Below are 23,356 nucleotides of genomic sequence, written 5' to 3' on the forward strand. Positions count from 1 at the left end.
TTTTATTATATGATTACATGGATGCAAAGACATAAGAAATGGCTTATTATAACTATATGGATTTCAACAATAGCATTTGTTGGAGCAGGCTTTGTCGGCTGGGGACAATACAGCTATGGCAACAAAGCAGGTGCTGTTGCAAAAGTGGGAAATGTTGAAATTACAAACGGTGAACTGCAAAAAACCTATTCTCGTCTTTATGCACAGTATAATCAAATGTTTCAGGGAAACTTTGATGAAGAAAAAGCAAAACAGTTCGGATTGGACAAACAGGCACTCCAACAGTTGATACAGCAGGCATTGCTTATAAATCTTGCACAGTCCTATGACCTTATTGTAAGTGACGAAGAGATGATTGAAGCACTCAAACAGCAAAAAGCTTTTTACAAAAACGGAGCATTCGACAAAGAGACATACAAGCTTGTCCTTTCCCAGAACAGACTGAGTATCAAAGAGTATGAAACCGAGTTGCGAAAAGAACTTCTTATACAAAAAACTTTGAAACTGCTTCCTGTAAAAACATCAAAAAATGAAGAAAATATTTTAAACACGATTTTCAACATCGCAGACAAAATAAACTATAAAGTTCTTGCACTTGATGACATTCAGGTTTCTGTAGACAATGAAGCATTAAAAAAGTTTTGGCAAAAACAGAAAAACAATTTTATGAATGATGTTGTTTACGAGGTTACTTTTATCAAGGTAGCCCCTGTAACAAAAAAATTCAGCGATACAGAGATTGCGACATACTACAAAGAAAACAGAACACATTTCAAAGGCAGTGACGGTAAAATTTTAACTCTTGAGGCAGCTAAAGGAAAGGTTCTAAAGGAGCTTAATGCAAAAGCGATGAAAGACAAAGCCTTACGAACATATATAGCATTTAAAAAGAACAAACTTCCGGACACTGTAAAACCGCAAAGTACTCAAATCTCAAAATCAAACAATCCGTTCAATGAGCAAACACTCGATACAATTTCCAAACTGGCACTGACGAAACCATATACAAAACCGATAAATATCAATGGAACATACTATGTTTTTGAGTTAACAAAAACAATACCTGCAAAACCAAAATCATTTGAAGAAGCAAAAGCGGAAATTTTACCACTCTATATAACACAAAAGAAAAAAGAAAAACTGATGAAACTTGTCAATGATTCTGTAAATACTTTTATAGGCAAAACTTCTGATTTTCTTACTGTGACTTCTGTAGACAAGTTAGCACCTCTAAGTAAGCAAGAAGCTGCTGATTTCTTACAAAAACTGTTTGTGAGTGATAAAAAAAGATCTTATATCGGTCTGAATAACGGAAAAGTTGTTTTATACAACATTTTGGAACAAAAACTGCTTACAAATAAAAACAACAATGTTAGCGACACTGTCGCAAAATTAAAAAATACTCTGTTTAACGAAGGGCTTATAAAAACGCTTCAAAACAAGTACCAAACTGAGATTTATATTCAAGGACTCTAAATTGAGTAGAACTGTTTTAGCCATAGATATAGGTTCGACAAAAATTTGTGCAATCATTGCAGAAATCGACAATAATCATACAATCTCAATAACCGGTGCAGGCACAACAAAAGCACAGGGTTTAAAAAAAGGAAGCATAACAAACATTGAACTTGCTTCAAGAAGTATAAAAACAGCAGTTGAAGATGCAAAACGGGTATCAGGCAGCAATATCAACACGGCAATTGTTTCCATATCCGGAGCCTACACAAAAAGCCTTAACTCAAACGGCATTGTAAACATTCAATCAAAGGAGATCTCCTTTGAAGAGATAAAACGAGTTATGCACACTTCTTTGTACAACGCCAATATACCAAACGAATACGAAGTTCTGCATGCACTGCCTTTTAACTTTAAAGTAGATGACCAGGACTATATAGAAGATCCGCTTGGGATGAATGCTTCAAGACTTGAGGTTGAAACACACATCATAACGACACAAAAATCAAATCTGAACAATCTTAAAAAAGCTGTCAGGGGAGCTGGTGTCGAGGTGGAGAATGTAGTCCTTAACAGTTATGCTTCAGCCATCGCAACACTCAATGAAGATGAAAGAGAGTTAGGTGCCGCAGTTATTGATATGGGTGGTAATACAAGCAACATTGCCATTCACTCAGGCAATTCAATTCGCTACAACGAATTCTTGGGTGTTGGTTCAAACCATGTGACAAGTGACCTTTCCATGGCCTTGCACACACCGCTTAATGTTGCAGACAAAGTAAAACTGACTTATGGTTCACTGCTCACTCCAAGCAATGATTTAATAGAGCTTCCTATTATCGGGGATGAGAACTCTACGCATGAAGTCTCTCTGGAAGTTGTCCACAATGTTATATTTGCAAGAGTCGAAGAGACATTAATGATACTTGCACAGTTTATAGAAAACAGTGGGCTTAAAGAGCAGATTGGAGCAGGTATAGTCCTCACAGGCGGTTTTTCAAAAATGGACGGTATACGTGACTTGGCTGTAGCAACCTTTGGTTCTGTCCCTGTTCGTTTGGCAAAACCTATTGAGATGAACGGTCTTTTTGACTCACTGCGCGGTCCGGAATATGCAAGTGCTGTCGGACTGGTTATGTACTCTGCTTCTCCTTATACCCCTTATGAGATTGATGTCAACAAAAGAGTCCGTCATACTAATGAAGAGCCGACAGTAACAAACAGTATTGATCTGTCCAATGAACCTGTTATACCTATAGTCTCATCTGAAGAACAAACAGTTAGTGATAAGGATAAAATGGTAAACTTAGAGACAGCAAAAGAGAAAAAAAGTGATGAAGCTGGAAGTTTCAGTAAATTTTGGAACTGGGCAACCCAGTTATTTTAAAGGAGTGAAAGAATGGAACCATTTGTAATAGAAGAAGCACAGAGCCCTACCGGTGCAAGAATTATAGCTGTCGGTGTCGGTGGCGGCGGTGGAAATATGATAGGACATATGATTAATGAAGGTGTAACAGGTATTGAGATGATGCTTATCAATACCGATGCACAGGTTCTCAATGAAACAAATGCCGCTTCAAAAATTCAAATAGGTGCAAAACTTACAAAAGGTTTGGGTGCCGGAATGAAACCAAGCATAGGCAAAGATTCTGCACTGGAAAACTATGATGAAATCAGAGCAGCACTCGAAGGAGCTGACATTGTTTTTATCTCTGCAGGTCTTGGCGGAGGAACCGGAACAGGTGCTGCACCTGTAGTTGCTCAGATAGCCAAAGAAGTTGGAGCCCTTACTATTTCAATCGTTACCAAACCTTTTATGTTTGAAGGAAAAAAACGTTTAAAATTAGCGGAAGAAGGATTAGAAGAACTCAAAAAAGAGAGTGATTCTATAGTAGTTATTCCAAATGACAAACTTTTATCAATCATCGACCGAAGACTGGGACTTAAAGAGAGCTTTAAAATAGTAGACAGCGTATTGGCACAGGCTGTCAGCGGAACATCAGGTGTTATCCTCTCAAGCGGGGACAATGATATCAACCTTGACTTTGCCGACTTGCAAACTGTTATGAGTCACAAAGGTATGGCACTGATGGGTGTGGGGGAACATGAAGGTGAAAATGCAGCCTATGAAGCGATTAAAGCGGCAATAGAGTCTCCGCTCTTAGACAACATGTCCATTAACGGTGCAATGGGTGTTTTGGTACATTTCAGTATGCATCCTGATTTTCCTATGATGGAACTTGCAGAAGCAATGGAAGTTGTCCATGAAAGTGCACATGATGATGCAGAAGTTATCTGGGGAACCTCTACAAGCGAGAAGATTCCTGAGAACTATATTAAAATCACTATTGTTGCAACAGGTTTTGAAAAAGAACTGACAAACAATGAAGATTTTGTCAGTGAAACACCTGCTCCTGTTCGCGCCAAAGTAAGACCAAGACTTGTCGTAGGCGGTGAACTTGACGGTGATTATCTGGATATTCCTGCTTATATGAGACAACAACAAGACTAACTCCATTGCACTCTTTTGAAAAAATAATGAAGGCCAAATCACTCCTTGGTCTTCGCGAAAAAGCTTCTCTCAAAGAAATAAAAAACAAATATAAAAACCTTATGAAAAAATGGCATCCTGACAAACATAAAGACAACTATGAACAGGCAACACAGATGAGTATGCAAATCAATGAAGCCTATCAAATTATACTTGACTACTGCAACACTTATGAATACCCTCTTGATGAAGAGAGTGTTAAAAAATCAACCTACACACCTCAAGAGTGGTGGAACAGTAAATTTGGGGACAACCAACATAATGTCTAAAGCCAAACACCATTTTTTATATAATATGCAAGCGGGTAGTAACTTACAGCTATAACATACAGAGTTGTAAAAAAAAGCGATATCTTATATTTTGCATTTTCATCTTCTTGCCTGAAAGGAACAAGTCCCAGAACAATACCAAAAAAAGTACCGATAAATAAAAATATATATAACAAATATCCTATATAGTTATAATCTTTTTGCAGCAGACAAAACGGGCAGTGATGTGTTGGCAGTTCGTATATATACGTTCCAAAAAAACCTATGAGTGAGACCAGGGCTGCAATAACAAACAGTAGATTCATAAGAGAAAACAGATATCTGTTTTTTATTTTGTATGCCAATACAATAAACGCAAACAGAGCATAAAAACTTCCAAGAAGCATTACCGGGTTTACACTTAGCAAATGTGCCATGTAGGTACCGTCTGTTGTAGAAAAAATAGCACCGCAACAGTCTACAACACTCTTTGTATCTATAGAAAGAAACATCAGGCTCTCCAGCCCTATTTCGAGAATGAGTAAAAAATATGCAAACAGATATATTTTTAACTTCAATTGTAAATATATCTGTTGTTCTGATTTCATATCTTCATTGTTAAGTACCAGCCAGTAGGCAAAAATATATAAATTGATAACTTTAAGTATCAGAAGATAGGTACCGTATTGTGTTGCATTGACGACACCGGCTCCACACATTGCCCCGGGTAAAATATTTGAAATATCATCAAGAGTAAAAATAAAAAATATAAACAATAAAACCTTGGTGTAAAAAATAAATTTTATAACTACACTTACCAGATAGCTTTGTTTTTCCAGATTATACTGCAATGGAGTTGTAGCATTACGGTCGTATCGGGAGACTATTTTCACACTGTAATAAAATGCAAGAGTGGCGAAAATAACAAAGAGCAGATTCAGTATGTCTATTGTCAATACTTCAGGCGTCAGGAGCATAGCAGTTTACCATTATGTATCTCTACAACACGATCCACAAAATCCAAATCAAAAAAAAGAGGGTCATGCGTTGCAACGATGACAGTTTTATTCATAGACTTTAATTCTTTAAGAATTTGTATGAATTCACAAGAGAGCTTTTCATCCAGATTTGCAGTCGGTTCATCTGCCAGAATTATTTTTGGATTGTTTACATTTGCCCTGGCTATTGCAACTCTTTGCTGTTCACCACCCGAGAGATTCTTTACCCTCACATCTTTTTTATGTTCAATGTCAAACATCTTCATTACAGAAAAAAGCTTTACATGTAAAGCCTTTTCATCCAGGTTTAACGGCACCAATGGCAGTAAAATATTATCACGAACACTCAGCGTCGGAATCAAATTATATTTTTGAAATATAAATCCGATATTGTCTCTTCTGTATCGGGAGCAAAAATGATCCGGCAGTTTTGAGATATGTTTGTTTTCAACCAGGACATCTCCACTTGTCGGTTTGAGCAGTCCGGCAATCAATGAAAGTATGGTACTTTTTCCACTGCCACTGACCCCTTTTAATATGACAAGTTCTCCTTCGCCAATTTCCAAATCAATGTTATCCAAAGCTTTTATATCATCATAAATTTTGCTTACATGTAGCAGTTTTATCATCGTATTACCTCATCAGCATCAAGCGTAGCAATTCTCCATGACGGAATGATTGTTGCAAACATATATACAGGGACACTGAGCAAAAAAAGTAAAAGCAGTATCTTATAGTCAAGCACAAAGAGAAGCGTAAAACTATTTGCAATATCATTATAGTCTATAAATATGTTTTTGAGTATCGGCGCATTTAAAATATACACATAAAAGAGAGCCAGGGTTATTCCCATAATATAAGCGATAAAAGAGATAATGAGACCTTCATATATGCGTGCTTTAAGAACATCATCAATTGTCCAGCCTATTGCCTTAAGTATGCCTATCTCTTTTTTTTCTTCACTGCTGAGTCCGCTGGATTTATCATAAACAATCATAAAAAATGTAAAAAGAGTAATTGTAAACAGAATTAAAAAAACAGTGCTGGTATAATTAAACTGGTTTTCAAGTGCTGTTTTCAAATCTTTTCTCGCAACAATTTTAAAAGTTGGAAATCTATTTTGAATCTTTGACATTATGGAAGGAAGTTCCAGAGGGTTATTGACACGAACAGCCAAATCTGTAGCCTCACTGTTTGTGTAACCAAAAATTTCTTTCACAGTATCTTTGTTCATAACAATCATATCATTTGATTCCAACTGTGTTGCGGCTTTGAATGTTCCGGCTATATAAATTTTTTTTACTGATAAATCAGGAGAAATAAAATTAAAATATTCTTTATAATAACTTGCATCCAATATGCGTTTGACTCCCTCTCCTACAAGCATAGACGAAGCATTCAGTTCACTGTTCTTTATTATATTTTCAAAAGTAGCATTGTATTGATTTTCAAATTCATCTATACCTACTACAATAAATCTTGCATGCATATGTTTAAACCAATAATATCCCCATACACGTGCATTTACATCAGATACACCTTTAATATTTACAATGCTATCTATAACATGCTCATCCACAGTGGTATCTCTGCCCGCCTTTTGATTTGTCACTATAATTTGCGGTTGGGCATCAAGTGTTGATTCCAGTTCATACTTCAGCGAGTTTTGCACAAAAAAGAATGACGCCAACAGAGTAATGAGCAGTGTCAGTATTATAAGAATAAATATGTTCTTTGCTTTATATCGTAAAATATAATTGATGGCATATTCCAGAAGATGAAAATTAATCTTTTTCACGGTATTGCCTTAATAGAGTTGTTTTTCAGCGCCAAAACAAAATTGGAAACAGTTGTCATTTGTACAAATTTTTTCTTTTGCATACACTCTTGTTTTGTCAGCGTATCATTCATCTGTAGATAAAATATCTCTCCCACACTCAAAAGCACTAAAGCACTACATGTAAAGAGACAAAAGCGGCTTTTTTTATTCATCCAGTTTATACACATCTTCAGGCGTGATATCATCAAACTTGAGTATCTTTTTTCCCTTGTGGTCAAGATAAAACCGTTTGGCAGATGCTTCATCCTTAAAAGCTATCAACTCATTTCCCATGGGTCCGTACACATCACTCCACATAACAAAATAGGCTTTTTTTGCATCAATAACCTGCTGCGTATAATACTCTTGCACCAACATATGTTTTATTTTCTTCGGATGTTCAAAATAGTACTTCATCATATCTTTAATTCCGTCAAAAGATACATTTTTGTCAGTATACTCTATACGTGAAATCCAACTTGGATATTTATATAAAAGCATACCGCACACAGGACATTTTTCATCTTTTAAAACAGTAAGTTTGCAAAAGTGTCTGTGTTTGCCTGAGACTCTTTTAACCTCCCACAGATAAAGCGCCAATGCCTCCAAGTATTTTTTATTGAGTGTTGCACAACTCTTTTTTGTAAGCAAAGCATTTGAGAGTTCTTCATAACTGTTGTATCTCTTTACGTCTATATCAGAACATTTTTTCTTATAAATTTTTTCACCCATAGGATAAAGCTTCTTCTCTTTAAAGGCCTGTGAATAATTCGGATAAGAAAAAAGAAGTGTTGAAAAAAGAGGAACAAGAATGAAAAATTTAAAAATTGACATAAAACCACCTAATACAAAAATATGTTCAGGACAAATCTTATCAAAATAGTGTTAATTTAGCGTTAAAGTTGCCTGGAAGGTACTCTTAAGAGCATCAATCTTCTGACAAACAGAACCAAAAGAGCAAATGCCAGTATTTTAAAATCTATCTCACTTGCAATATGAAGATGTTCAAAGGTATCGCTTTGTGTAGCTTCTGCTCCCAGTGCCTGCATAGAAAGGATTTTTGGAACATACACTGCAGAAAACATCAAAGATGCAAATATCACTGTGACAGCCGCTGCAAAACTGATGGCATCACGCTGACCCATTTTATAAGCCATGGCCTCATACAAAGCGACAAAAGTTGCTACAAAATAGGTCCAATATGAAAACCTGTGAAAAATTTCTCCCATTATAATACCCGCATTATAATGGTCTATCAGTAAGTTGACCGTAATCTTGTCTGTATGAAAAACAACAGGCGCAACGATAGCACCTAAAACCAAAACAGCCCCAAAAGTAGCTGCTAAAACAATAAAATATGTAAAATCCAGATAAATATTTTTTTTCATTTTGTAAAACCTTGTTATATTTGTAATGTAAATCCGCGATCGAACGAGCTGTAGTCTTTGTAAAAAGTTATAGATTTAAAATCTTTTCCTTGCATATAATCCTGTATTTTATCTTGTTGGTCATAACCAATCTCACAACTAAAAAATCTAATCTTTTGCCTTAAGACTTCATCAAGAAGTTCTTTAATAATTTCATCACCGACCTCTCCCCCAAAAAGTGCATTTTGCGGCTCATAGGAGAGATTTGATTCCAAAGCAGTACCATTTTCAATATACGGCGGATTTGAAACCAGATAATCAATTTTTTCACAAACCGGTTCAAGCAGAGATCCTAACCGCAGTTCAATCTGCTCCTGCAGTCCAAATTTTTCTATATTTTTTTGTGCCACATCCAAAGCTTTTTGAGAAATATCCACTGCGATGATTTTAGAGTTTTTAAAAGTCTTTGCAAGCATTATAGAGATGATGCCGCTCCCTACTCCGACCTCGGCAAAAGTGAAAGCACTCTTTTTATCCGGTACGTTTTTGATCACTTCATCTATCAGCAGTTCTGTTTCGGGACGGGGTATCAGGGCGCCCTCGTCTATGTAAAACTCTTCACTGTAAAAGCTTACCCGCTTTGTGATGTATTCAAAAGGTTCATTGTTTTGCCGTCTTTGTACCCATTCAAAAAACTGCTGTGAAATTTCTACAGAACTGTTTTGATGGGTAATGAGCCAGAGTTCATCCACTTCAAGATATTTCATTAAAAGCAGCTGTGCTTCTCTTGGGGCTCTTTGTACACAAGGCTGTAGATTCTGTGTAACCTCACGAAGTAAATCTTTGACTATATATCTGCTTCGCATTTACCCTCAGTACCGCTCTTTTCTATATATCCCACATCCATGCCGAGTTCCTTTAATCGTTCAATCACAGGAGGATGTGTATAGTGAAAGAAAATATACAAAGGATGCGAAAGCGGAAAACTTTTGTTTTCATTTACCAGTTTTTTCAGTGCATTTGCAAGTTCAATTGCACCTGCGCTTCCGCCAAGTTCACTCCCCGTCTTATCCGCTTCATATTCGTTATGCCGACTGACAATTCCCATAACAGGCATCATTACAAAACCAAGTACCGGCATAAACAGCATCAGTAAAATCATAATGACATAGGGCTGTTTGGAAACACCGAGTTCCAGGTAAAGCGAATCCGGCAAATTACCAAAGATTGCAAACATTGCAAAAAGCATCACACCCACCAAAGCAATATTTTTATAAATATCCCCATGGGCAAAATGTCCGAGTTCATGCCCTAAAACGGCTAAAAGCTCCTTCGTTGTCAGTTTTTTAAGCAAAGTGTCAAACAAAACAACTTTTTTAGCTTTTCCGAATCCGCCGAAATAGGCATTGAGCCTGTTATCCCGCTTACTCGCATCACTTACAAAAACACCCGAACTTACAAAACCTGTTTTGTCCATAAGTCTTTTAATTTCACTGTCAAGTTCTGCATCTTCAAGCGGTGTCAGTTTATCAAAAAACATTGCACGAAAAGTAGGATAAAGCATATTTATCAAAATCACTATCGCAAAAACAAACAAAAAGCTCCACAGCCACCACAACTCAAAGTTTGCAATGATTTCATAAATACCCCACACAACCAGAGAACCAAAAACAATTGTCAGAAAAAAAGAAATAAACGTATCTTTTATCCACTGTCCAAGGGTTGAATTGTTAAAGCCGTATTTTGCATCAATCACAAATTTTTCATAATAGGAAAAAGGCAAAGAAATGATATAGTTTACAACTACAAAACTCATGACTATAGCCACATTCATCAATGCCTGGTTTGACAGAGTATAGTACTGTTCAACAAGGTACTTTATCCCAATGCCGATCCAGGCAATAAACACAAGATAGTCAACAAAAGTATTTACAATCGAGAGTTTTTCTTTTTCAACAGCATAATTTCCCGCTTTTAAGAAATCAGCAGCAGACAGCAAAACCGGTGTTTTTCTTTTTATGAGATTAATATAGCCTATCTGCATTACACTTGTATATATCATTATCAATACATAAAAACTATATATACCCACTATTGTCATTAACATGCCACTACCGCCTTATTTTAATTGAGAAATTATAGCTAAAACTTATCTAATTGGAATACTTTTGCTTAACGGAACGATTGTTATTTCATCTTTTACAGGAATAACATCTCCTTTGTCATCAAATATATTATATGCGATCATATATACAGCGCCTAAAAGAAGACCGGCAATGATAACCGCCCATACAATTCTCTTTTTTTCGCCTTTTAACGTATTGTAATCACCCATATCTTCTAATCTTGGTTCTGACATCATTTTCCATCCTTTATAAATATTTTGTGAGATTGTATCAAAAATAAATATAAGTTGATGTGATAAAAAAGAGCTAGTTTGACGATTTAAGTCTATTTTTTATTTTGTTTTATCGTCATTTTGGTAAAATTCAGTTACTCAAGTATATAATCAACAACTTTTGACTCTACAGTAACTTCTTTGATAAAAGAGACCACTTTGAGATGCTCTTCATGTGTCGCATATGTTTCAAGATCTGCTTGGGTTGCAAATGTTGAGTAAAGAGAGAGGTCCATAGCTCTGTCTGATTCATTAAAATTAATACCAACTTCAATGGTTCTGAGCACATCAATACTTTTTTCCAGACTTTCAAGTTTCGCTTTTGCCTTTGCTATATTTAAAGCTTTGTTTTCATCTTTAAATTTAAACATCACTATATGGACTATCATTTTTCAACCTTTAGATATTTCTTGCAATATTAGCAAAGATTTTATAATATTTTGCTAAGATACCTGTATGAAAGAGTTATACGGTGTAGGAATTTTATTTTTTTATTTTTTGAAATGGCCAATCGCCGTTGTTTATCCGTACATGCTGACACATGGTCTGCAGCATAATCCAATTCTGGATATTTTATGGGTCTACTCTGTATTTTTAATCCTCAAAGACCTTTACATGTACATCAGAAAAAAGAGTGACAAACTATAAAATATTTTTCCAAAAATATTCTGCAATAAAAACGATAAAAAATATTCCAAGTAAATTCAAAACTATTCCGTATTTCAGCATATCTTTTACCCCGACAGCTCCGCTGCTCATCGCAATAGCATTGGGCGGTGTGGCAATAGGCAGCATAAAAGCATAACTTGCGCACAGGGTAGCCACCATCATGAAAAGTGTTGTATTTATGCCGGACTGCTCTGCTACAGAATAGATAACCGGCAGCATTATCGAAATCAGTGCCGTATTTGACGTAATTTCTGTCGTAAAAGTTATCAATACAGCAACACTCAACAGAAGAAGCAATGGTGAAAGTTCAGTCATATGTAAGAGATATGATGCAACCTCATCTGCCAGTCCGGTTTGTGCAAAAGCTTTTGCAATAGAAAAACCCGCACCAAATAAAAACATTATGGCATAAGGGATTTTTTTACTGTCCTCTTTCCATTGCAGTATATTAAAAGGCGGCATAAACAGTGCCAATCCAAAACCAAGCAGTATGCCACTCTCACTCATACCAAGACCATTCCAATAGGGTCTTACAGGAGCGTTGACAAACAAGACTGCAATTAAGCCCAACATTAAATACATCACTTTTTTCTGTGATGGCTCTAAAACTTTTTTTTCTATTTTTGTCTGTATCGGTATTGCATTGACACCGTAACTCAGTAAAAAACCGACACTTGTCAACATAAAAAGAGAGAGTGGCGCAACCATAAATATCCACTGGAAAAACGGAATAAGCTGCATATTGTGTTCTTGCATAATACCGAGCAAAATCAAATTTGGAGGTGTGCCGATGGGTGTCAATATACCTCCTATACTTGCACCATAAGCAATAGCAAGGGCAAAACGCATTTTTAATTTTATATTATCTGTTAAAAAAACTGCAATACTGATAAGTAACAGGGTTGTTGTCGTATTGGACAAAATGGAACTTAAAAGAGCTGATGTCAGTGCAAGAGAAAATATCATCCCTCTTGGTGTTGCAGGAAACAAACCCAAAAGTTTATTGGCTACATGTAAATGCAGCTTTGTTTTCTCAACCGCTATTGCAAGTAAAAAACCGCCAAAAAAGAGATAAATGATAGGATTGGCATAATTTGTGGCAGTCATTTTTGTATCTAAAATCCCAAAGGCAGGAAAAAGAACTATCGGTAAAAGAGAGACTACGCCCAATGGCAGACCTTCGTTTGTCCAAAGCGTTACAAAAAAGGCTATACACCCTATAAGGGTACTCTGTTGGAGTGTAAAAAAGACTCCGCTTAGAGCAAAAAAGAAAAGTCCTATACTCAGTGCCACTGCTATTTTCATATATATCCTGCTTTCTACTTTGTCAATAGATCTTTCAAACTTTCATGTGGGTTTTTTCCCTCAAGTGTCAGATACACTTCTCTCGCAATAGGAAGATACAAATCATGTTTTACAGAGATGTCATGCAGCGCATACGCAGTTCCTATTCCCTCTGCAACTTCGCCCAATGCTTCAAGAATTTCTTTTTGAGTACGGCCTTTTGCAAGACCGATTCCCACTCTGAAGTTTCTGCTCATGGGAGAAGAAGCTGTTAAAAACAGATCACCTGCACCACTTAACCCTATGAAACTCTCCTCTTTTGCGCCGTATGCAATGCCAAAGCGTTGCATTTCAACCAAACCGCGAGATATCAACGCTGCAGCTGCATTATTTCCCAATTCCAATCCATTACATATGCCTGCAGCAATCGCAATGACATTTTTGTATGCACCGCAAACTTCTGCACCTGTCACATCATCTGAGGTATATGTTTTGATAAAAGAGGGAAACAAACCACCCAACTCTTGAGCGAGTTTCTCATTCGAGGAGTTTATAACCAAGGCAGTCGGCAGGGACTGCATCACTTCTGACGCAAAAGAGGGACCGGATAAAAAGGCTATATTTTCATCGGGAACATACTTTTCATATATTTCATTTAAAAACTTTCCGCTTGTAGCCTCTATGCCCTTCGATGCCACAAGAATTTTTTGGTTTTTAAATACAAAATTTTCTTCAAGCCAGCCTGCTATCTGCTGTGCAGGTACTGTAATCACAAGATACTCACATTCAAGAATCTCATCTAGAGTGACAAAATTGTCTAAATCTCTCGGAGTTCTAGACGTTATAAGAACACTGTTTTTTTCACTCAGGGCAAATGCCAAAGCACTGCCCCACTTACCTGCTCCAATGACTCCAATTGACATATCGCTTACTCCCAATCAAATTTTCAAATTCCTGTATATCTTTTTCATATCCTACAATTACGAGAATATCACCGCTTTTTATAACATGCTCTTTTGCTTTGTTTGAATATATAAATTCACTCTGCATATCTTCGTGCATCACAGATAATACCAGTATGCCATTATATCGTGTCCAGTCTATACTTTTAAGTTTTTCATCTTTAAAATGACTTGTGTCATCAATTTTAATTTGTGCAATTTTGAGATCACTCTCTTCATATAAAATACTGTGCAGTACCTTGTTTGATACCGGCTTTTCCAATACATTTGCAATAATATCCGATGTCGTTTCTACAATCGGAATGACTTTTGTGGCTCCTGCCATTTTCAGTTTATCTGAATTTTCTTTATTTGATGCAATCGTTATAATTGTCAGGTTTTTAAAACTTGAACGCAGTGATATCGTTAAAAATATATTTTCGGAAGGGTCTTCCAATGCACAAAAAGCTATTGAATTTTCAATATCCACATTGTTTTCTATATCTTCCCACTCATCACTTAAATCAAAAAGTTCCACATCATACAAACCCTCTTTTTTATCATTGTCATCCAAAGAGTATACTTTGATGCTGTTGTATTTGTCTTTTACATTTTTAATTATTTCATAGGCGTATTTATTGTGTCCAAATATCAATGCTGTAGTTTTAGTCATCATGTACTCTTGTATGCAAATATTTTTCAAATTCTTTAATATACACCTGATATCCAATGACCAAAAGATAATCTCCGGCCTCCAACAAAGTGCTGTCTAAAGGGTTAAAATAAAAACGGTCTTTTTCATGCTTATACACGCCAAGCAAAACGATACTGTAGTGTTTATTGTTTAAATCTCCGACTGTAGGAAAGTTTTCTACAATTCTTTTGGTGATGCCGATCTCATCGATAATTACATCAGAATCCTCACTCCTAAGCTCATGAATCACTTCAAAAGCAACAGGCTTTCCTACCAGCTCTTTCGTTATAAGTCCCACAAGCTCCTGAGGATAAACTATTTTATTGATGCCTACAAACTCCAGTTTGTTACGGTTTGCATCATTGTTTAACAAAGACAAAATCATAACATCTTTGTTTAAAGACCGTATAGTCAAAGCGGCATAAACATTGTCTACATCATTTTCACGCAGACACAGCACTCCTTTGAGTTGTTTTTTCATATCTATGTTGAGTTTTTCATAGCTTTCTTTATTGCCGGGATTATAATTTAATGTAGTATACCCGTCCAGTTTTGCATTTTCCACCCTTTGGGTATCTTCATCAAGAACGATAATGTTATGCCCGCTTTTTGAAAGTTTTCTGGCAACTTCCCTGGCTACATTTTCATATCCGCATATCAGATAAAATTTTTTTAGTTTGGCAATATTTTCAATTGTTTTTATCTCTTTGATCTCTTCAAGCTTCTCGGTAAAAGCAGAAACAAACAAAGATGTAGTAAATGCCAAAACTGCAATACCTGCAATGATAACGATGATGGATACAAAACGCCCTTCGCTCGTTACCGGAACTATATCACCGTATCCCACAGTTGAAATGGTCACTATAGCCCAGTAAAGTGCTTCAAAAAGAGTATCAACAGGAGAGTCTGCCCTGTTGCCTTCCATAACATAAATCAAAACAGAAGAGATAAAAATAACGACAAAGGCGAAAATACCAAGCGTAAAAAACTCAAACTTTTTTGTTGCAAGAACAGAACTCAGTATTTGCAAACTTTTGGCATACCGAAAAAGTTTAAAAACCCTAAAAAGAATAAATATACGCAACAGTCTCAATTCATGGAAAAACGGTAAAATTGCAAGAAGATCTATAATGGCTTTTGGTGATGCCATATAGCTGAGTTTTACTTTTGCGATCTCTTTAAACGCCTTGTAAAGATTAACCTCGCGAAGCAAAAATGTATCATGTTCCGCTCGTTTGACAATAATTTCACTGACACTGCTGTTTACCCACAAACGCAACATATACTCTATAAAAAAAATGATAGAAATTACATAATTGCTAAAAAACATCAGGTAGTCATTTACATGATGTTTGACTTCCCGAATTAAAACACCTACACTTATAAAAATAAGCAGAATCATAAAGATATCTATATATCTTTTATATTTGCATTTGTCATTCTCTAAAATATTGTAAAAAAAGTTTTTAAAAGACTGATACTTTTTTGAGGTATTTAAAAAATAGGCCGCATCAAGTATCAAACTTTTTATCATAGAAGTTAACCCAGTTTAGCTTTAAGAATTTCATTGACAACCTGTGGATTTGCACTTCCTTTGCTTGCTTTCATCACCTGACCGACAAAGAAACCGAAAAGTTTCTCTTTTCCGCCTTTGTACTGGGCAACTTTATCCTCATTTGCATTGATAATTTCATCACACATCGCCTCGATTGCTCCTGTATCTGTAACCTGTTTGAGTCCGAGTTTGTCAATTGCACTGTCAACATCTACAGTTTCATTCTCCATTAAAAAATCTAAAACTTCTTTCGCCGCTTTGCCGCTGATGGTTTTATCATCTATTCTTTTGACCAAAAATCCAAGCTTTTTTGCATCTACCGGAGAGTTCGTTATATTTATCTCCCCTTTGAAACGGGCAGGCAACTCCACAGTCAGCCATGTAGTAGCCGTTTTTGCACTCACCCCTTCCTCTTGCAGCATTGTTTCAAAAAAGTTTGCCGTCTCCACGGCAGAAGTGATTACCATAGCATTGTATTTATTCATACCGTATTCATTCACAAAACGCTCTTTTTTTGCATCAGGCAGTTCGGGAATTTGTGTATATTTTTGCATCATTTCATCTGTTACAACACATTTGAGCAGATCAGGTTCCGGAAAATATCTGTAATCAGCCGCTTCTTCTTTTCCTCTCATAGAACGTGTTTCCTGTTTTACAGGATCAAAAAGACGTGTTTCCTGACAAATCTCTTCTTCATATGTTCCATCTTCCCATGCATCAATCTGACGAGCCACTTCAAGCTCTATAGCACGCTGAATAAATTTAAAAGAGTTGATGTTTTTAATCTCGACACGGGTATACAGCTTTTCATCTCCTTTAGGACGGATAGAGACATTTACATCCACTCGAAAAGAACCCTCCTGCATGTTCGCATCACCTATATCCAAATAGCGGATAATCGAGTGGAGCTTTTTCAGATAAAGAATCGCATCTTCAGCACTGCGCATATCCGGTTCACTTACAATTTCGAGCAAAGGTGTTCCGGCACGGTTTAAATCAACTTTTGAAATATTGCCGTCATGGATGTTTTTACCGGCATCAGCCTCTATATGTGCCCGATTGACACGAATCGTTTTGTGTGAACCGTCTTCAAAATCAATTTGCAGTTTCCCGTGTTCCACTATAGGCGTATAGAGCTGCGTAATTTGATAAGAAGAGGGAGAATCCGGATAAAAATAGGATTTTCTGTCAAAATAAGAAACTCTGTTAATCGTAGCATCAAGGGCTGTACCGAGCATTATGGATTTATGTATAACTTCTTTGTTAAGCACAGGAAGTGCACCGGGCAGTGCCAAACAGGTCGGACAGGTATTTGTATTTTGCTTATGGTTAAAACTCGTAGGACACGAGCAAAAAAGTTTCGTTTTTGTATTTAATTGTACGTGGACTTCAAGACCGATAACTACTTCAAACATAAATTTCCTTGTGAAAATAAATTAATTGTTCTTATTTTAACCAATGTATGCTTTAAAGGACGTTATGCAATACTGATCTTGCAATCAAGAAATAATTTGGGTATAATATATGTATTGATAAATATAGAAAAAGCCAACCTTATTGTGAAGTAAGTTCGGAAAGTTATGGGTCTCACATTTGAGATCGCCAGACTGCCAAATGTATTTATAATCTGCATTTTTTCTTTATCTATCATAATTTTACAGTTTTATATGTATTTGTTTATATGTAATGAACAGGAGAAAATTATGAAATTTCTTGCCAAATTCGCTATAACAGCTATTTTAGCTGCAACATCTCTGTGTGCAAAAGATGATATCAAAATCAATTTTGAAAGAATGCACTCGCACAACAGGTTTATTCCTGCAATAAATCTTACCTACAGGCAAGAGCAAAAATCAAAGATCGCCGTTATATTGTCCTATGCAAACAATATCCTTGATTTTGAACATACTCTGATGGAAAATATAAAAATTACAGATACAAGATTGATGTTGAGTTACAGGTTTTAACTCTTTTTGTCGTAGATTTTTTCCAATAATGCGGTTTGTTTTTTTGCTTCTAGCAGTCGCTGTTTATTGACTAAAAAAGCATCTATTGCGAGAATAAGAAAGAGTGAGATAAAGATATATACCATCGTGGTAAAAACCGCTATTACGATTCCGAAATTGATAAATATCTTGAAAGTAAACAGAGCACCGAACAATACTATTGCCCATGATGCTCCAAGCAAAAAGCTTATAATTTTTTCATAAATGTCTTTTTGCATTGAGAGAAATTAGATAGTCTCATCGACAAGTAATGAACCACCAAGGTAAACATATGTAAGCATCATAAAGATAAACGCCTGCAAAAATGCCATAAATGTCAACAGAGCAAACGGAACAATCGGCAATATCCAAGGAGCAAGCATCAATATTACCATCAAGAACATATCATCCCCTTTTACATTTCCAAAAAGACGGAATGTCAAAGAGATAATACGGGAGATATGAGACACAATCTCAATCGGGAACATTAACCAGTACAGCCACCAGACAGGTCCAAGAAAGTGCTTGAGATAAAGCAGCAGACCATGCTCTTTAATACCAACATAGTTGTAATACACAAATACAGTTATAGCAAGAGCCAAAGGCATTTCCAACATTGCTGTAGGCGCTTCAAATCCTGGGAATATTCCAATAATATTTGCAATTCCAACAAACAAACCGATAGTTGCTACCAGTGCAACATATTTACGGGCATGCAATCTGCCCATTACATCCGTACCCATAGACCATACACCCTGCACGTATGCTTCCATCAGGTTTTGTGTCCCTTTGGGTACAAGTTGTAAATTTGACATAGCCACTCTCGCTAAGATTAAAGCTATACCGGCTGATAGCAACATGTGACTCATAAAAATAAACGTTTTATCTTCTGAGATAAGTCCGAAAAAAGTAAACAGTTCACCCATAGGTGTGCTCCCTTGTCTTTAAATATTGACGCAATTATACTCAAAGTTGCATTAAATTATTCTAAGTTTTGTTATAATCATCCCAAGAATATTTTAATCGAGGAGGATTTCATGAATATTTTAAAATCCGTTACATATATTACATTGAGTGTTTCATTGCTTTTTGGGGCCTCTCAACAAGAAAACAAACAACTGCAGAACATAGTAAGAACAGGACAGAAAAGTTCCATGCTGCTGCTCAAAACCCTGGGTTCCAATATGAAAAGAAATATGAAAGCAGGCGGTCCTATGCAAGCCCTTGATTTCTGTACACAAAAAGCCTATACCCTGACAGAGGAAGTGAACAAAAAGCTTCCAAAAGGAGTAACAGTCAAAAGAATCAGTACAAAATACAGAAACCCCGCCAACCAGCCGCAAGGTAATGAACAAGAAGTTTTGGCATCACTTGAAAAGCTCCAAAGCCTACATGTAAAGCTACCAAAACAGTTGATACAAAAAGTAGATGAACATACATACAAATACTATAAACCATTAGTAATAAACAAACAGGTGTGCTTGAAATGTCATGGAAATATACAGAATGAAGCTTTAAAACGTGCCATTGCCCAAAGATATCCGGAAGATAAAGCACAGCACTACAAGATGGGTGACTTGAGAGGAGCCGTCGTTGTTACGATTAAAAAGTAAATAAAGTAGAGTTTTCTACTTTATTTGGCAAATTCTACAGCCCGACTTTCCCGAATAACATTTACTTTAATTTCACCCGGATACTGCACACGATCTTCTATCTCTTTTGCAATTTCTCTTGCCATCAGAATTGACTCATCATCATTTACCAAAGTAGCATTCACGATGACTCTGACTTCTCGTCCGGCATTAATCGCATATGCCTGTTTGACACCGCTGTGACGCGATGCGATATCTTCTATTTCGGTAACACGTTTTAAAAAACTCTCCAGAACTTCTCTTCGTGCACCCGGACGTGCTGCTGAAAGTGCATCTGCAGCACAAACCGCACCACACTCTATGGAGTTGATTTCCTGTTGTCCGTGATGTGCATAGATTGCATTGATGACAACTTCATCTTCATTGTATCTGCGACAAATCTGGGCCCCTAAATCAACATGATTTCCATCCATATCATGCGTCAATGCCTTGCCTATATCATGCAAAAGTCCTGCCCGTTTTGCCAAAATCGGGTCTCCCCCCATTTCTGCAGCCATAATTCCGGCAAGATGGGCAACCTCAAGCGTATGGGCTAACGCATTTTGTCCGTAACTTGCGCGGTAACGCAGTCTTCCGATTAATTTCATAAGTTCCGGGTGCATTACACCGATATTCATTTCTGCTATCAGTTCTTCACCTTCTGCCAAAATTTTGGATTCAAACTCCTCAGAAACTTTTTTAAATATCTCTTCTATTCGCGCAGGCTGAATTCTTCCGTCTTCTATAAGCAACTGCAGTGTTTTTGTTGCAATAGCTCGACGATACAAATTAAAACTGCTCACAAGAATAGCATTTGGTGTGTCATCTATAATGATATCCACACCAAGAAGAGTTTCCAAAGCCTTGATATTTCGCCCTTCTTTACCGATAATGCGGCCTTTGAGTTCATCACTCTCCAAATGAACCAGATTTGTCAATCTCTCAGAAGCAAATTCTCCGGCAAAACGACTCGTTGCCTGTGCCAAAATAAAATTGGCTTTGCGCTCCCCTTCTTGTCTGGCTTCATTTTCATATTTTCTTACAATATGTGCTATCTCGCCACGCGCCTTTTCTTCAATTTTATCAAGAAGAATTTTTTTAGCCTCTTCCTGTGTCATACCTGCACTGTGTTCTATGGTATGGACTGCTTCATCTATTTTCTCTTCATACTTTTTTTTCAGTGAAGCCAGTGATTTTTCATTTCTTTCCAGGTTAACTTTTTGTGCTTTGATTCTGTTTAACTCATTTTGAATGTTTTTTTCTTCATCCTGTATCAAGCGCTTCAGACTTTGTTCTTTGCGTAAAAGTTCATCTTCTCTTTGCGCAAAATCTGCACGTGCACGTTCTTTGGCACTGTCAAAGGCTTTTTGTGCTTCATGCTCTATTTCACGTGCTTTGAGTTTTGCACGTTCCAGAAGTGTCTGTGCTTCATTTTCAATCGCCTTTGCTTTGGCAACCGCCTGTTCAACATATACATCAAAGTTAGCACCGGTTATCTTTTTAGAAATTAAAAAACCAACTACTCCACTTACTGTTGCAATTGCACCACCAAGCAGTATTTCGTTTAACATCTAATAAACCTTTTTATAAAGACCTTAGCTACTCCGTTTACGCAGTGTTCTTGTCGGGGTTATAAGTACATCACATGCCACATCATATGCATCACATATCAAACTGTCTGTGTGACAAAATACCGGTTGTACAAAAATAGTATATGGTTTTTCTTTTAATTTTGCAAAGAAACGATCATACATCCCTTTTCCAAAACCAATTCTCTGTAAATTACCGTCAACTCCCACTGCTGGAACTATAGCTATATCAATTTTATTATTTTTTTTTATTGTATTTCCCGCTTCAAAAATATCAAATTTTTTTTTCTTTAGCGGTAATCTAAATGGTACCATTTTAAAACTTTCGCCTTGCATAAACGGCACAAAAATATCGTGTTTTTTTCTCATTTTTTTAAGCACTTTAAGGATATCTGCCTCATATGGCAACGGATAAAAAAACAATATTTTCAGTCTTTTGCCGGTTTTAAAATGTTCCAACTCTTTTAAGAGTGCATTATTTATTAAAAAATCTTTATAAAACTTATTGTGTTGTGATGCTTTTTTAATCTTTTGAAGACATATTTGCCTGAAACTGTTTTTTGTAAGAGTCATATTAAATCTTTATCGCTATAATTTTGCATATTTTACACAAATAAACAAACAAAGGCAAAAAAATATATGAGAAACACTCCACTCTTAACTACTTTACTGGCAATCGGATTACTTTTTGGAGCCTGCTCAAAAGAGAAAGAAAACACCCGCCAAGAAGCAAATTCACTCCTTGCAACAAATGAAATCGTTTTAACATCACTCGACAACAAACAGCTTGTTGTCGAAAAAGCAGACAATGGACTGCAACTTGAGGGGGCAAAAGGCAAAGTAGTCATTTATGATATATTTGCAACCTGGTGTCCGCCTTGTCAGGCGGAAGCGTCACACCTTGCCTCACTCCAAAAAAAATACAAAGATAAACTCATCATTATTGGGATTAGCGTTGAAAACAATATTCCAAACGAAAAGCTTGAAACATTCAAAAAACAATATAATGCAAACTATACTCTTGTCAATTCAAGTGAAAACTCACGTATCATCAGTGAAATAGCAAAAGAGTTAAAATTAGGCAGAGACTTCGGAATTCCGCTTATGGTTTTATATAAAGACGGTAAAATAATCAATTATTATCAGGGTGCTACAGAAGAAGAGTTTATCGAAAGTGACATTAAAAAAGCGTTAGGAATATAACAATGTTTGGTTTTATAAAAAAATCCCTCAGCAAGACCGTCGCCGCTATAAAAACAGTCGCTCCAAAGAAAAAAATCACTTTTACCAAAGAAGAACTCGAAGACATTTTGCTTGAAGCGGATGTTGAATATGCTTTGGTCGAAATCATTCTCAACGAAATATACCAAGACAAAATCACACGTGAAATTCTTCGCTCAAAACTCTTGGCGACACTGGCATACACCTCTTACAAAGAACCGGAGTTCACACCTCCTTTTGTAGAACTCATAGTCGGCGTCAACGGTGCCGGAAAAACAACCACTATTGCAAAACTCGCTTACAAGTACAAACAGGAAGGCAAAAAAGTTTTACTCGGTGCAGGCGATACCTTTCGTGCCGCAGCCATCGAACAGCTGACACTTTGGGCAAACAGACTTGACATTCCCATTGTTTCTTCCAAACAGGGACATGACAGCTCGGCAGTTGCCTATGATGCCATAGATTCGGCAAAGGCAAAAGGTTTTGACAACGTCATCATTGACACCGCAGGGCGTCTGCACACACAGACAAACCTGGCAAATGAGCTCAAAAAAGTAAAACGCATCTGCGACAAAGCCCACAAAGGCGCACCGCACAGAACCGTACTCATCATAGACGGCACACAGGGCAATTCCGCAATAAGTCAGGCAAAGGCCTTCAATGAGATGATAGGCATAGACGGCATCATCATCACAAAACTCGACGGTACGGCAAAAGGCGGCAGTATCTTCTCCATCGCCTATGCCTTGGAACTTCCTATAATTTACGTAGGCACAGGAGAACAGCCGGAAAATCTCACACCGTTTGACAAATACGAATTTGTCGATGGTCTGCTTGATGCCATTTTTACAGAAGATGCATAACTCTGCTTTTATATTATAGTACTTCATAAAACATACGGATAAAATATGGTTCAAACCATAATTTTATGATATAATATTTATGTTCAAA

At 36.6% G+C, this 23,356-nt stretch carries 28 protein-coding genes and 1 riboswitch; of the genes, 9 read left to right on the forward strand and 19 right to left on the reverse strand.

Annotated features, from left to right (window positions below):
• The first annotated feature begins 9 nt into the window (after nt 1–9).
• From MLC35_RS07165 to MLC35_RS07180, 4 genes are read left to right on the forward strand one after another with little or no spacing between them, the layout of a single operon-like run.
• Nucleotides 10–1,476, forward strand: a complete 1,467-nt coding sequence (locus MLC35_RS07165; protein ID WP_434636364.1) for a peptidylprolyl isomerase — start codon at nt 10–12, stop codon at nt 1,474–1,476.
• Between the two features lies 1 nt (nt 1,477).
• Entirely contained in the window at nt 1,478–2,842 is a 1,365-nt protein-coding gene (ftsA, locus tag MLC35_RS07170) for a cell division protein FtsA (RefSeq protein WP_151900108.1), read from the forward strand.
• Nucleotides 2,843–2,854: 12 nt separating this feature from the next.
• Nucleotides 2,855–3,967, forward strand: coding sequence for a cell division protein FtsZ (gene ftsZ, locus MLC35_RS07175; protein WP_151900107.1), 1,113 nt, complete (start codon nt 2,855–2,857; stop codon nt 3,965–3,967).
• Nucleotides 3,968–3,993: 26 nt separating this feature from the next.
• Nucleotides 3,994–4,275: a J domain-containing protein gene (locus MLC35_RS07180; RefSeq protein WP_346388877.1), complete on the forward strand. Its 282-nt coding sequence runs from the start codon at nt 3,994–3,996 to the stop codon at nt 4,273–4,275.
• Here MLC35_RS07180 and MLC35_RS07185 read toward each other — a convergent pair.
• The 10 genes from MLC35_RS07185 to MLC35_RS07230 all read right to left on the reverse strand — a co-directional run bounded on the left by MLC35_RS07185 (nt 4,272) and on the right by MLC35_RS07230 (nt 11,225).
• Nucleotides 4,272–5,231 (reverse strand): hypothetical protein, encoded by a 960-nt coding sequence (locus MLC35_RS07185; RefSeq protein WP_434636366.1) that lies wholly within the window; start codon nt 5,229–5,231, stop codon nt 4,272–4,274. The two genes, MLC35_RS07180 and MLC35_RS07185, sit on opposite strands and share 4 nt — an antisense overlap.
• Entirely contained in the window at nt 5,222–5,881 is a 660-nt protein-coding gene (locus MLC35_RS07190; RefSeq protein WP_434636368.1) for an ABC transporter ATP-binding protein, read from the reverse strand. Before MLC35_RS07190 ends, MLC35_RS07185 begins: the two co-directional genes overlap by 10 nt.
• A complete protein-coding gene (locus MLC35_RS07195) occupies nt 5,878–7,050 on the reverse strand; it encodes an ABC transporter permease (RefSeq protein WP_434636370.1) in 1,173 nt (390 codons plus the stop codon). The genes MLC35_RS07190 and MLC35_RS07195 overlap by 4 nt, the downstream gene beginning before the upstream one ends.
• Entirely contained in the window at nt 7,047–7,244 is a 198-nt protein-coding gene (locus tag MLC35_RS07200) for a hypothetical protein (RefSeq protein ID WP_151900102.1), read from the reverse strand. The genes MLC35_RS07195 and MLC35_RS07200 overlap by 4 nt, the downstream gene beginning before the upstream one ends.
• Nucleotides 7,237–7,905 carry a nitrous oxide reductase accessory protein NosL gene (locus tag MLC35_RS07205; RefSeq protein ID WP_434636373.1) on the reverse strand — a complete coding sequence of 223 codons (669 nt, stop codon included), beginning with the start codon at nt 7,903–7,905 and terminating at the stop codon, nt 7,237–7,239. The genes MLC35_RS07200 and MLC35_RS07205 overlap by 8 nt, the downstream gene beginning before the upstream one ends.
• Nucleotides 7,906–7,967: 62 nt before the next feature.
• Nucleotides 7,968–8,459 carry a DUF4149 domain-containing protein gene (locus MLC35_RS07210; RefSeq protein ID WP_418640426.1) on the reverse strand — a complete coding sequence of 164 codons (492 nt, stop codon included), beginning with the start codon at nt 8,457–8,459 and terminating at the stop codon, nt 7,968–7,970.
• Between the two features lie 14 nt (nt 8,460–8,473).
• Complete coding sequence (gene prmC, locus MLC35_RS07215; protein ID WP_151900099.1) at nt 8,474–9,304, reverse strand: peptide chain release factor N(5)-glutamine methyltransferase; 831 nt, start codon at nt 9,302–9,304, stop codon at nt 8,474–8,476.
• Entirely contained in the window at nt 9,286–10,545 is a 1,260-nt protein-coding gene (locus MLC35_RS07220; protein ID WP_434579909.1) for a M48 family metallopeptidase, read from the reverse strand. The genes prmC and MLC35_RS07220 overlap by 19 nt, the downstream gene beginning before the upstream one ends.
• A 42-nt stretch (nt 10,546–10,587) precedes the next feature.
• Nucleotides 10,588–10,800: a hypothetical protein gene (locus MLC35_RS07225; RefSeq protein WP_230973313.1), complete on the reverse strand. Its 213-nt coding sequence runs from the start codon at nt 10,798–10,800 to the stop codon at nt 10,588–10,590.
• 131 nt (nt 10,801–10,931) lie between these two features.
• Nucleotides 10,932–11,225, reverse strand: a complete 294-nt coding sequence (locus MLC35_RS07230) for a Dabb family protein (protein ID WP_151900097.1) — start codon at nt 11,223–11,225, stop codon at nt 10,932–10,934.
• Between the two features lie 67 nt (nt 11,226–11,292).
• On the opposite strand from MLC35_RS07230, the gene MLC35_RS07235 reads away from it, so the two are divergent.
• Nucleotides 11,293–11,484: a hypothetical protein gene (locus MLC35_RS07235; protein WP_151900096.1), complete on the forward strand. Its 192-nt coding sequence runs from the start codon at nt 11,293–11,295 to the stop codon at nt 11,482–11,484.
• Here MLC35_RS07235 and MLC35_RS07240 read toward each other — a convergent pair.
• Genes MLC35_RS07240 through gatB form a run of 5 tightly spaced genes read right to left on the reverse strand, consistent with a single transcriptional unit; the run spans nt 11,479 to nt 17,394 of the window.
• The gene (locus MLC35_RS07240; protein WP_434636375.1) at nt 11,479–12,810 is read right to left on the reverse strand and encodes an SLC13 family permease; all 1,332 of its coding nucleotides are present in this window, start codon (nt 12,808–12,810) and stop codon (nt 11,479–11,481) included. The two genes, MLC35_RS07235 and MLC35_RS07240, sit on opposite strands and share 6 nt — an antisense overlap.
• A 14-nt stretch (nt 12,811–12,824) precedes the next feature.
• A complete protein-coding gene (locus MLC35_RS07245; protein ID WP_346388886.1) occupies nt 12,825–13,712 on the reverse strand; it encodes an NAD(P)H-dependent glycerol-3-phosphate dehydrogenase in 888 nt (295 codons plus the stop codon).
• Entirely contained in the window at nt 13,684–14,403 is a 720-nt protein-coding gene (locus MLC35_RS07250) for an NAD-binding protein (RefSeq protein WP_151900093.1), read from the reverse strand. Before MLC35_RS07250 ends, MLC35_RS07245 begins: the two co-directional genes overlap by 29 nt.
• The gene (locus MLC35_RS07255) at nt 14,396–15,958 is read right to left on the reverse strand and encodes an ion transporter (protein WP_188110050.1); all 1,563 of its coding nucleotides are present in this window, start codon (nt 15,956–15,958) and stop codon (nt 14,396–14,398) included. Before MLC35_RS07255 ends, MLC35_RS07250 begins: the two co-directional genes overlap by 8 nt.
• A 5-nt stretch (nt 15,959–15,963) precedes the next feature.
• Complete coding sequence (gene gatB, locus MLC35_RS07260) at nt 15,964–17,394, reverse strand: Asp-tRNA(Asn)/Glu-tRNA(Gln) amidotransferase subunit GatB (protein WP_346388888.1); 1,431 nt, start codon at nt 17,392–17,394, stop codon at nt 15,964–15,966.
• 122 nt (nt 17,395–17,516) lie between these two features.
• Nucleotides 17,517–17,594: riboswitch (cyclic di-GMP riboswitch) on the forward strand.
• Nucleotides 17,595–17,682: 88 nt separating this feature from the next.
• Between gatB and MLC35_RS07265 the strand changes: the two genes are divergently transcribed.
• The gene (locus MLC35_RS07265) at nt 17,683–17,946 is read left to right on the forward strand and encodes a hypothetical protein (RefSeq protein ID WP_434636378.1); all 264 of its coding nucleotides are present in this window, start codon (nt 17,683–17,685) and stop codon (nt 17,944–17,946) included.
• Here MLC35_RS07265 and MLC35_RS07270 read toward each other — a convergent pair.
• Together MLC35_RS07270 and MLC35_RS07275 are read right to left on the reverse strand one after the other, a co-directional pair.
• Entirely contained in the window at nt 17,943–18,203 is a 261-nt protein-coding gene (locus MLC35_RS07270) for a hypothetical protein (protein ID WP_434636380.1), read from the reverse strand. The genes MLC35_RS07265 and MLC35_RS07270 overlap by 4 nt on opposite strands.
• Nucleotides 18,204–18,212: 9 nt before the next feature.
• Nucleotides 18,213–18,890: a F0F1 ATP synthase subunit A gene (locus MLC35_RS07275; RefSeq protein ID WP_151900090.1), complete on the reverse strand. Its 678-nt coding sequence runs from the start codon at nt 18,888–18,890 to the stop codon at nt 18,213–18,215.
• 111 nt (nt 18,891–19,001) lie between these two features.
• Between MLC35_RS07275 and MLC35_RS07280 the strand changes: the two genes are divergently transcribed.
• Nucleotides 19,002–19,577, forward strand: coding sequence for a Tll0287-like domain-containing protein (locus MLC35_RS07280; RefSeq protein WP_434579917.1), 576 nt, complete (start codon nt 19,002–19,004; stop codon nt 19,575–19,577).
• Between the two features lie 20 nt (nt 19,578–19,597).
• On the opposite strand, the gene rny is transcribed toward MLC35_RS07280, so the two are convergent.
• Together rny and MLC35_RS07290 are read right to left on the reverse strand one after the other, a co-directional pair.
• The gene (rny, locus tag MLC35_RS07285; RefSeq protein ID WP_151900088.1) at nt 19,598–21,166 is read right to left on the reverse strand and encodes a ribonuclease Y; all 1,569 of its coding nucleotides are present in this window, start codon (nt 21,164–21,166) and stop codon (nt 19,598–19,600) included.
• A gap of 24 nt (nt 21,167–21,190) precedes the next feature.
• Nucleotides 21,191–21,757, reverse strand: a complete 567-nt coding sequence (locus MLC35_RS07290; RefSeq protein WP_151900087.1) for a 5-formyltetrahydrofolate cyclo-ligase — start codon at nt 21,755–21,757, stop codon at nt 21,191–21,193.
• A gap of 66 nt (nt 21,758–21,823) precedes the next feature.
• Between MLC35_RS07290 and MLC35_RS07295 the strand changes: the two genes are divergently transcribed.
• The gene (locus MLC35_RS07295) at nt 21,824–22,387 is read left to right on the forward strand and encodes a TlpA family protein disulfide reductase (RefSeq protein ID WP_151900086.1); all 564 of its coding nucleotides are present in this window, start codon (nt 21,824–21,826) and stop codon (nt 22,385–22,387) included.
• Between the two features lie 2 nt (nt 22,388–22,389).
• On the forward strand, nt 22,390–23,268 hold the full coding sequence (gene ftsY / locus MLC35_RS07300; protein ID WP_151900085.1) for a signal recognition particle-docking protein FtsY: 879 nt from the start codon (nt 22,390–22,392) through the stop codon (nt 23,266–23,268).
• The last annotated feature ends 88 nt before the right edge of the window (nt 23,269–23,356 follow it).

Source organism: Sulfurimonas sp. NW7 (genome assembly GCF_051132265.1).
Lineage (GTDB): Bacteria > Campylobacterota > Campylobacteria > Campylobacterales > Sulfurimonadaceae > Sulfurimonas > Sulfurimonas hydrogeniphila.

What these genes read in the sequence shown, in the direction of transcription:
- MLC35_RS07180 (WP_346388877.1), top strand. Translation starts at nt 3,994, where the DNA reads ATGAAGGCCAAATCACTCCTTGGTCTTCGCGAAAAAGCTTCTCTCAAA.
- MLC35_RS07210 (WP_418640426.1), bottom strand. Translation starts at nt 8,459, where the DNA reads ATGAAAAAAAATATTTATCTGGATTTTACATATTTTATTGTTTTAGCA.
- MLC35_RS07240 (WP_434636375.1), bottom strand. Translation starts at nt 12,810, where the DNA reads ATGAAAATAGCAGTGGCACTGAGTATAGGACTTTTCTTTTTTGCTCTA.
- MLC35_RS07270 (WP_434636380.1), bottom strand. Translation starts at nt 18,203, where the DNA reads ATGCAAAAAGACATTTATGAAAAAATTATAAGCTTTTTGCTTGGAGCA.
- MLC35_RS07275 (WP_151900090.1), bottom strand. Translation starts at nt 18,890, where the DNA reads ATGGGTGAACTGTTTACTTTTTTCGGACTTATCTCAGAAGATAAAACG.
- MLC35_RS07165 (WP_434636364.1), top strand. Translation starts at nt 10, where the DNA reads ATGATTACATGGATGCAAAGACATAAGAAATGGCTTATTATAACTATA.
- gatB (WP_346388888.1), bottom strand. Translation starts at nt 17,394, where the DNA reads ATGTTTGAAGTAGTTATCGGTCTTGAAGTCCACGTACAATTAAATACA.
- MLC35_RS07190 (WP_434636368.1), bottom strand. Translation starts at nt 5,881, where the DNA reads ATGATAAAACTGCTACATGTAAGCAAAATTTATGATGATATAAAAGCT.
- MLC35_RS07250 (WP_151900093.1), bottom strand. Translation starts at nt 14,403, where the DNA reads ATGACTAAAACTACAGCATTGATATTTGGACACAATAAATACGCCTAT.
- MLC35_RS07295 (WP_151900086.1), top strand. Translation starts at nt 21,824, where the DNA reads ATGAGAAACACTCCACTCTTAACTACTTTACTGGCAATCGGATTACTT.
- prmC (WP_151900099.1), bottom strand. Translation starts at nt 9,304, where the DNA reads ATGCGAAGCAGATATATAGTCAAAGATTTACTTCGTGAGGTTACACAG.
- MLC35_RS07290 (WP_151900087.1), bottom strand. Translation starts at nt 21,757, where the DNA reads ATGACTCTTACAAAAAACAGTTTCAGGCAAATATGTCTTCAAAAGATT.
- ftsZ (WP_151900107.1), top strand. Translation starts at nt 2,855, where the DNA reads ATGGAACCATTTGTAATAGAAGAAGCACAGAGCCCTACCGGTGCAAGA.
- ftsY (WP_151900085.1), top strand. Translation starts at nt 22,390, where the DNA reads ATGTTTGGTTTTATAAAAAAATCCCTCAGCAAGACCGTCGCCGCTATA.
- MLC35_RS07245 (WP_346388886.1), bottom strand. Translation starts at nt 13,712, where the DNA reads ATGTCAATTGGAGTCATTGGAGCAGGTAAGTGGGGCAGTGCTTTGGCA.
- MLC35_RS07265 (WP_434636378.1), top strand. Translation starts at nt 17,683, where the DNA reads ATGAAATTTCTTGCCAAATTCGCTATAACAGCTATTTTAGCTGCAACA.
- MLC35_RS07225 (WP_230973313.1), bottom strand. Translation starts at nt 10,800, where the DNA reads ATGATGTCAGAACCAAGATTAGAAGATATGGGTGATTACAATACGTTA.
- MLC35_RS07255 (WP_188110050.1), bottom strand. Translation starts at nt 15,958, where the DNA reads ATGATAAAAAGTTTGATACTTGATGCGGCCTATTTTTTAAATACCTCA.
- MLC35_RS07220 (WP_434579909.1), bottom strand. Translation starts at nt 10,545, where the DNA reads ATGTTAATGACAATAGTGGGTATATATAGTTTTTATGTATTGATAATG.
- MLC35_RS07185 (WP_434636366.1), bottom strand. Translation starts at nt 5,231, where the DNA reads ATGCTCCTGACGCCTGAAGTATTGACAATAGACATACTGAATCTGCTC.
- MLC35_RS07205 (WP_434636373.1), bottom strand. Translation starts at nt 7,905, where the DNA reads ATGTCAATTTTTAAATTTTTCATTCTTGTTCCTCTTTTTTCAACACTT.
- MLC35_RS07235 (WP_151900096.1), top strand. Translation starts at nt 11,293, where the DNA reads ATGAAAGAGTTATACGGTGTAGGAATTTTATTTTTTTATTTTTTGAAA.
- rny (WP_151900088.1), bottom strand. Translation starts at nt 21,166, where the DNA reads ATGTTAAACGAAATACTGCTTGGTGGTGCAATTGCAACAGTAAGTGGA.
- MLC35_RS07230 (WP_151900097.1), bottom strand. Translation starts at nt 11,225, where the DNA reads ATGATAGTCCATATAGTGATGTTTAAATTTAAAGATGAAAACAAAGCT.
- MLC35_RS07200 (WP_151900102.1), bottom strand. Translation starts at nt 7,244, where the DNA reads ATGAATAAAAAAAGCCGCTTTTGTCTCTTTACATGTAGTGCTTTAGTG.
- MLC35_RS07280 (WP_434579917.1), top strand. Translation starts at nt 19,002, where the DNA reads ATGAATATTTTAAAATCCGTTACATATATTACATTGAGTGTTTCATTG.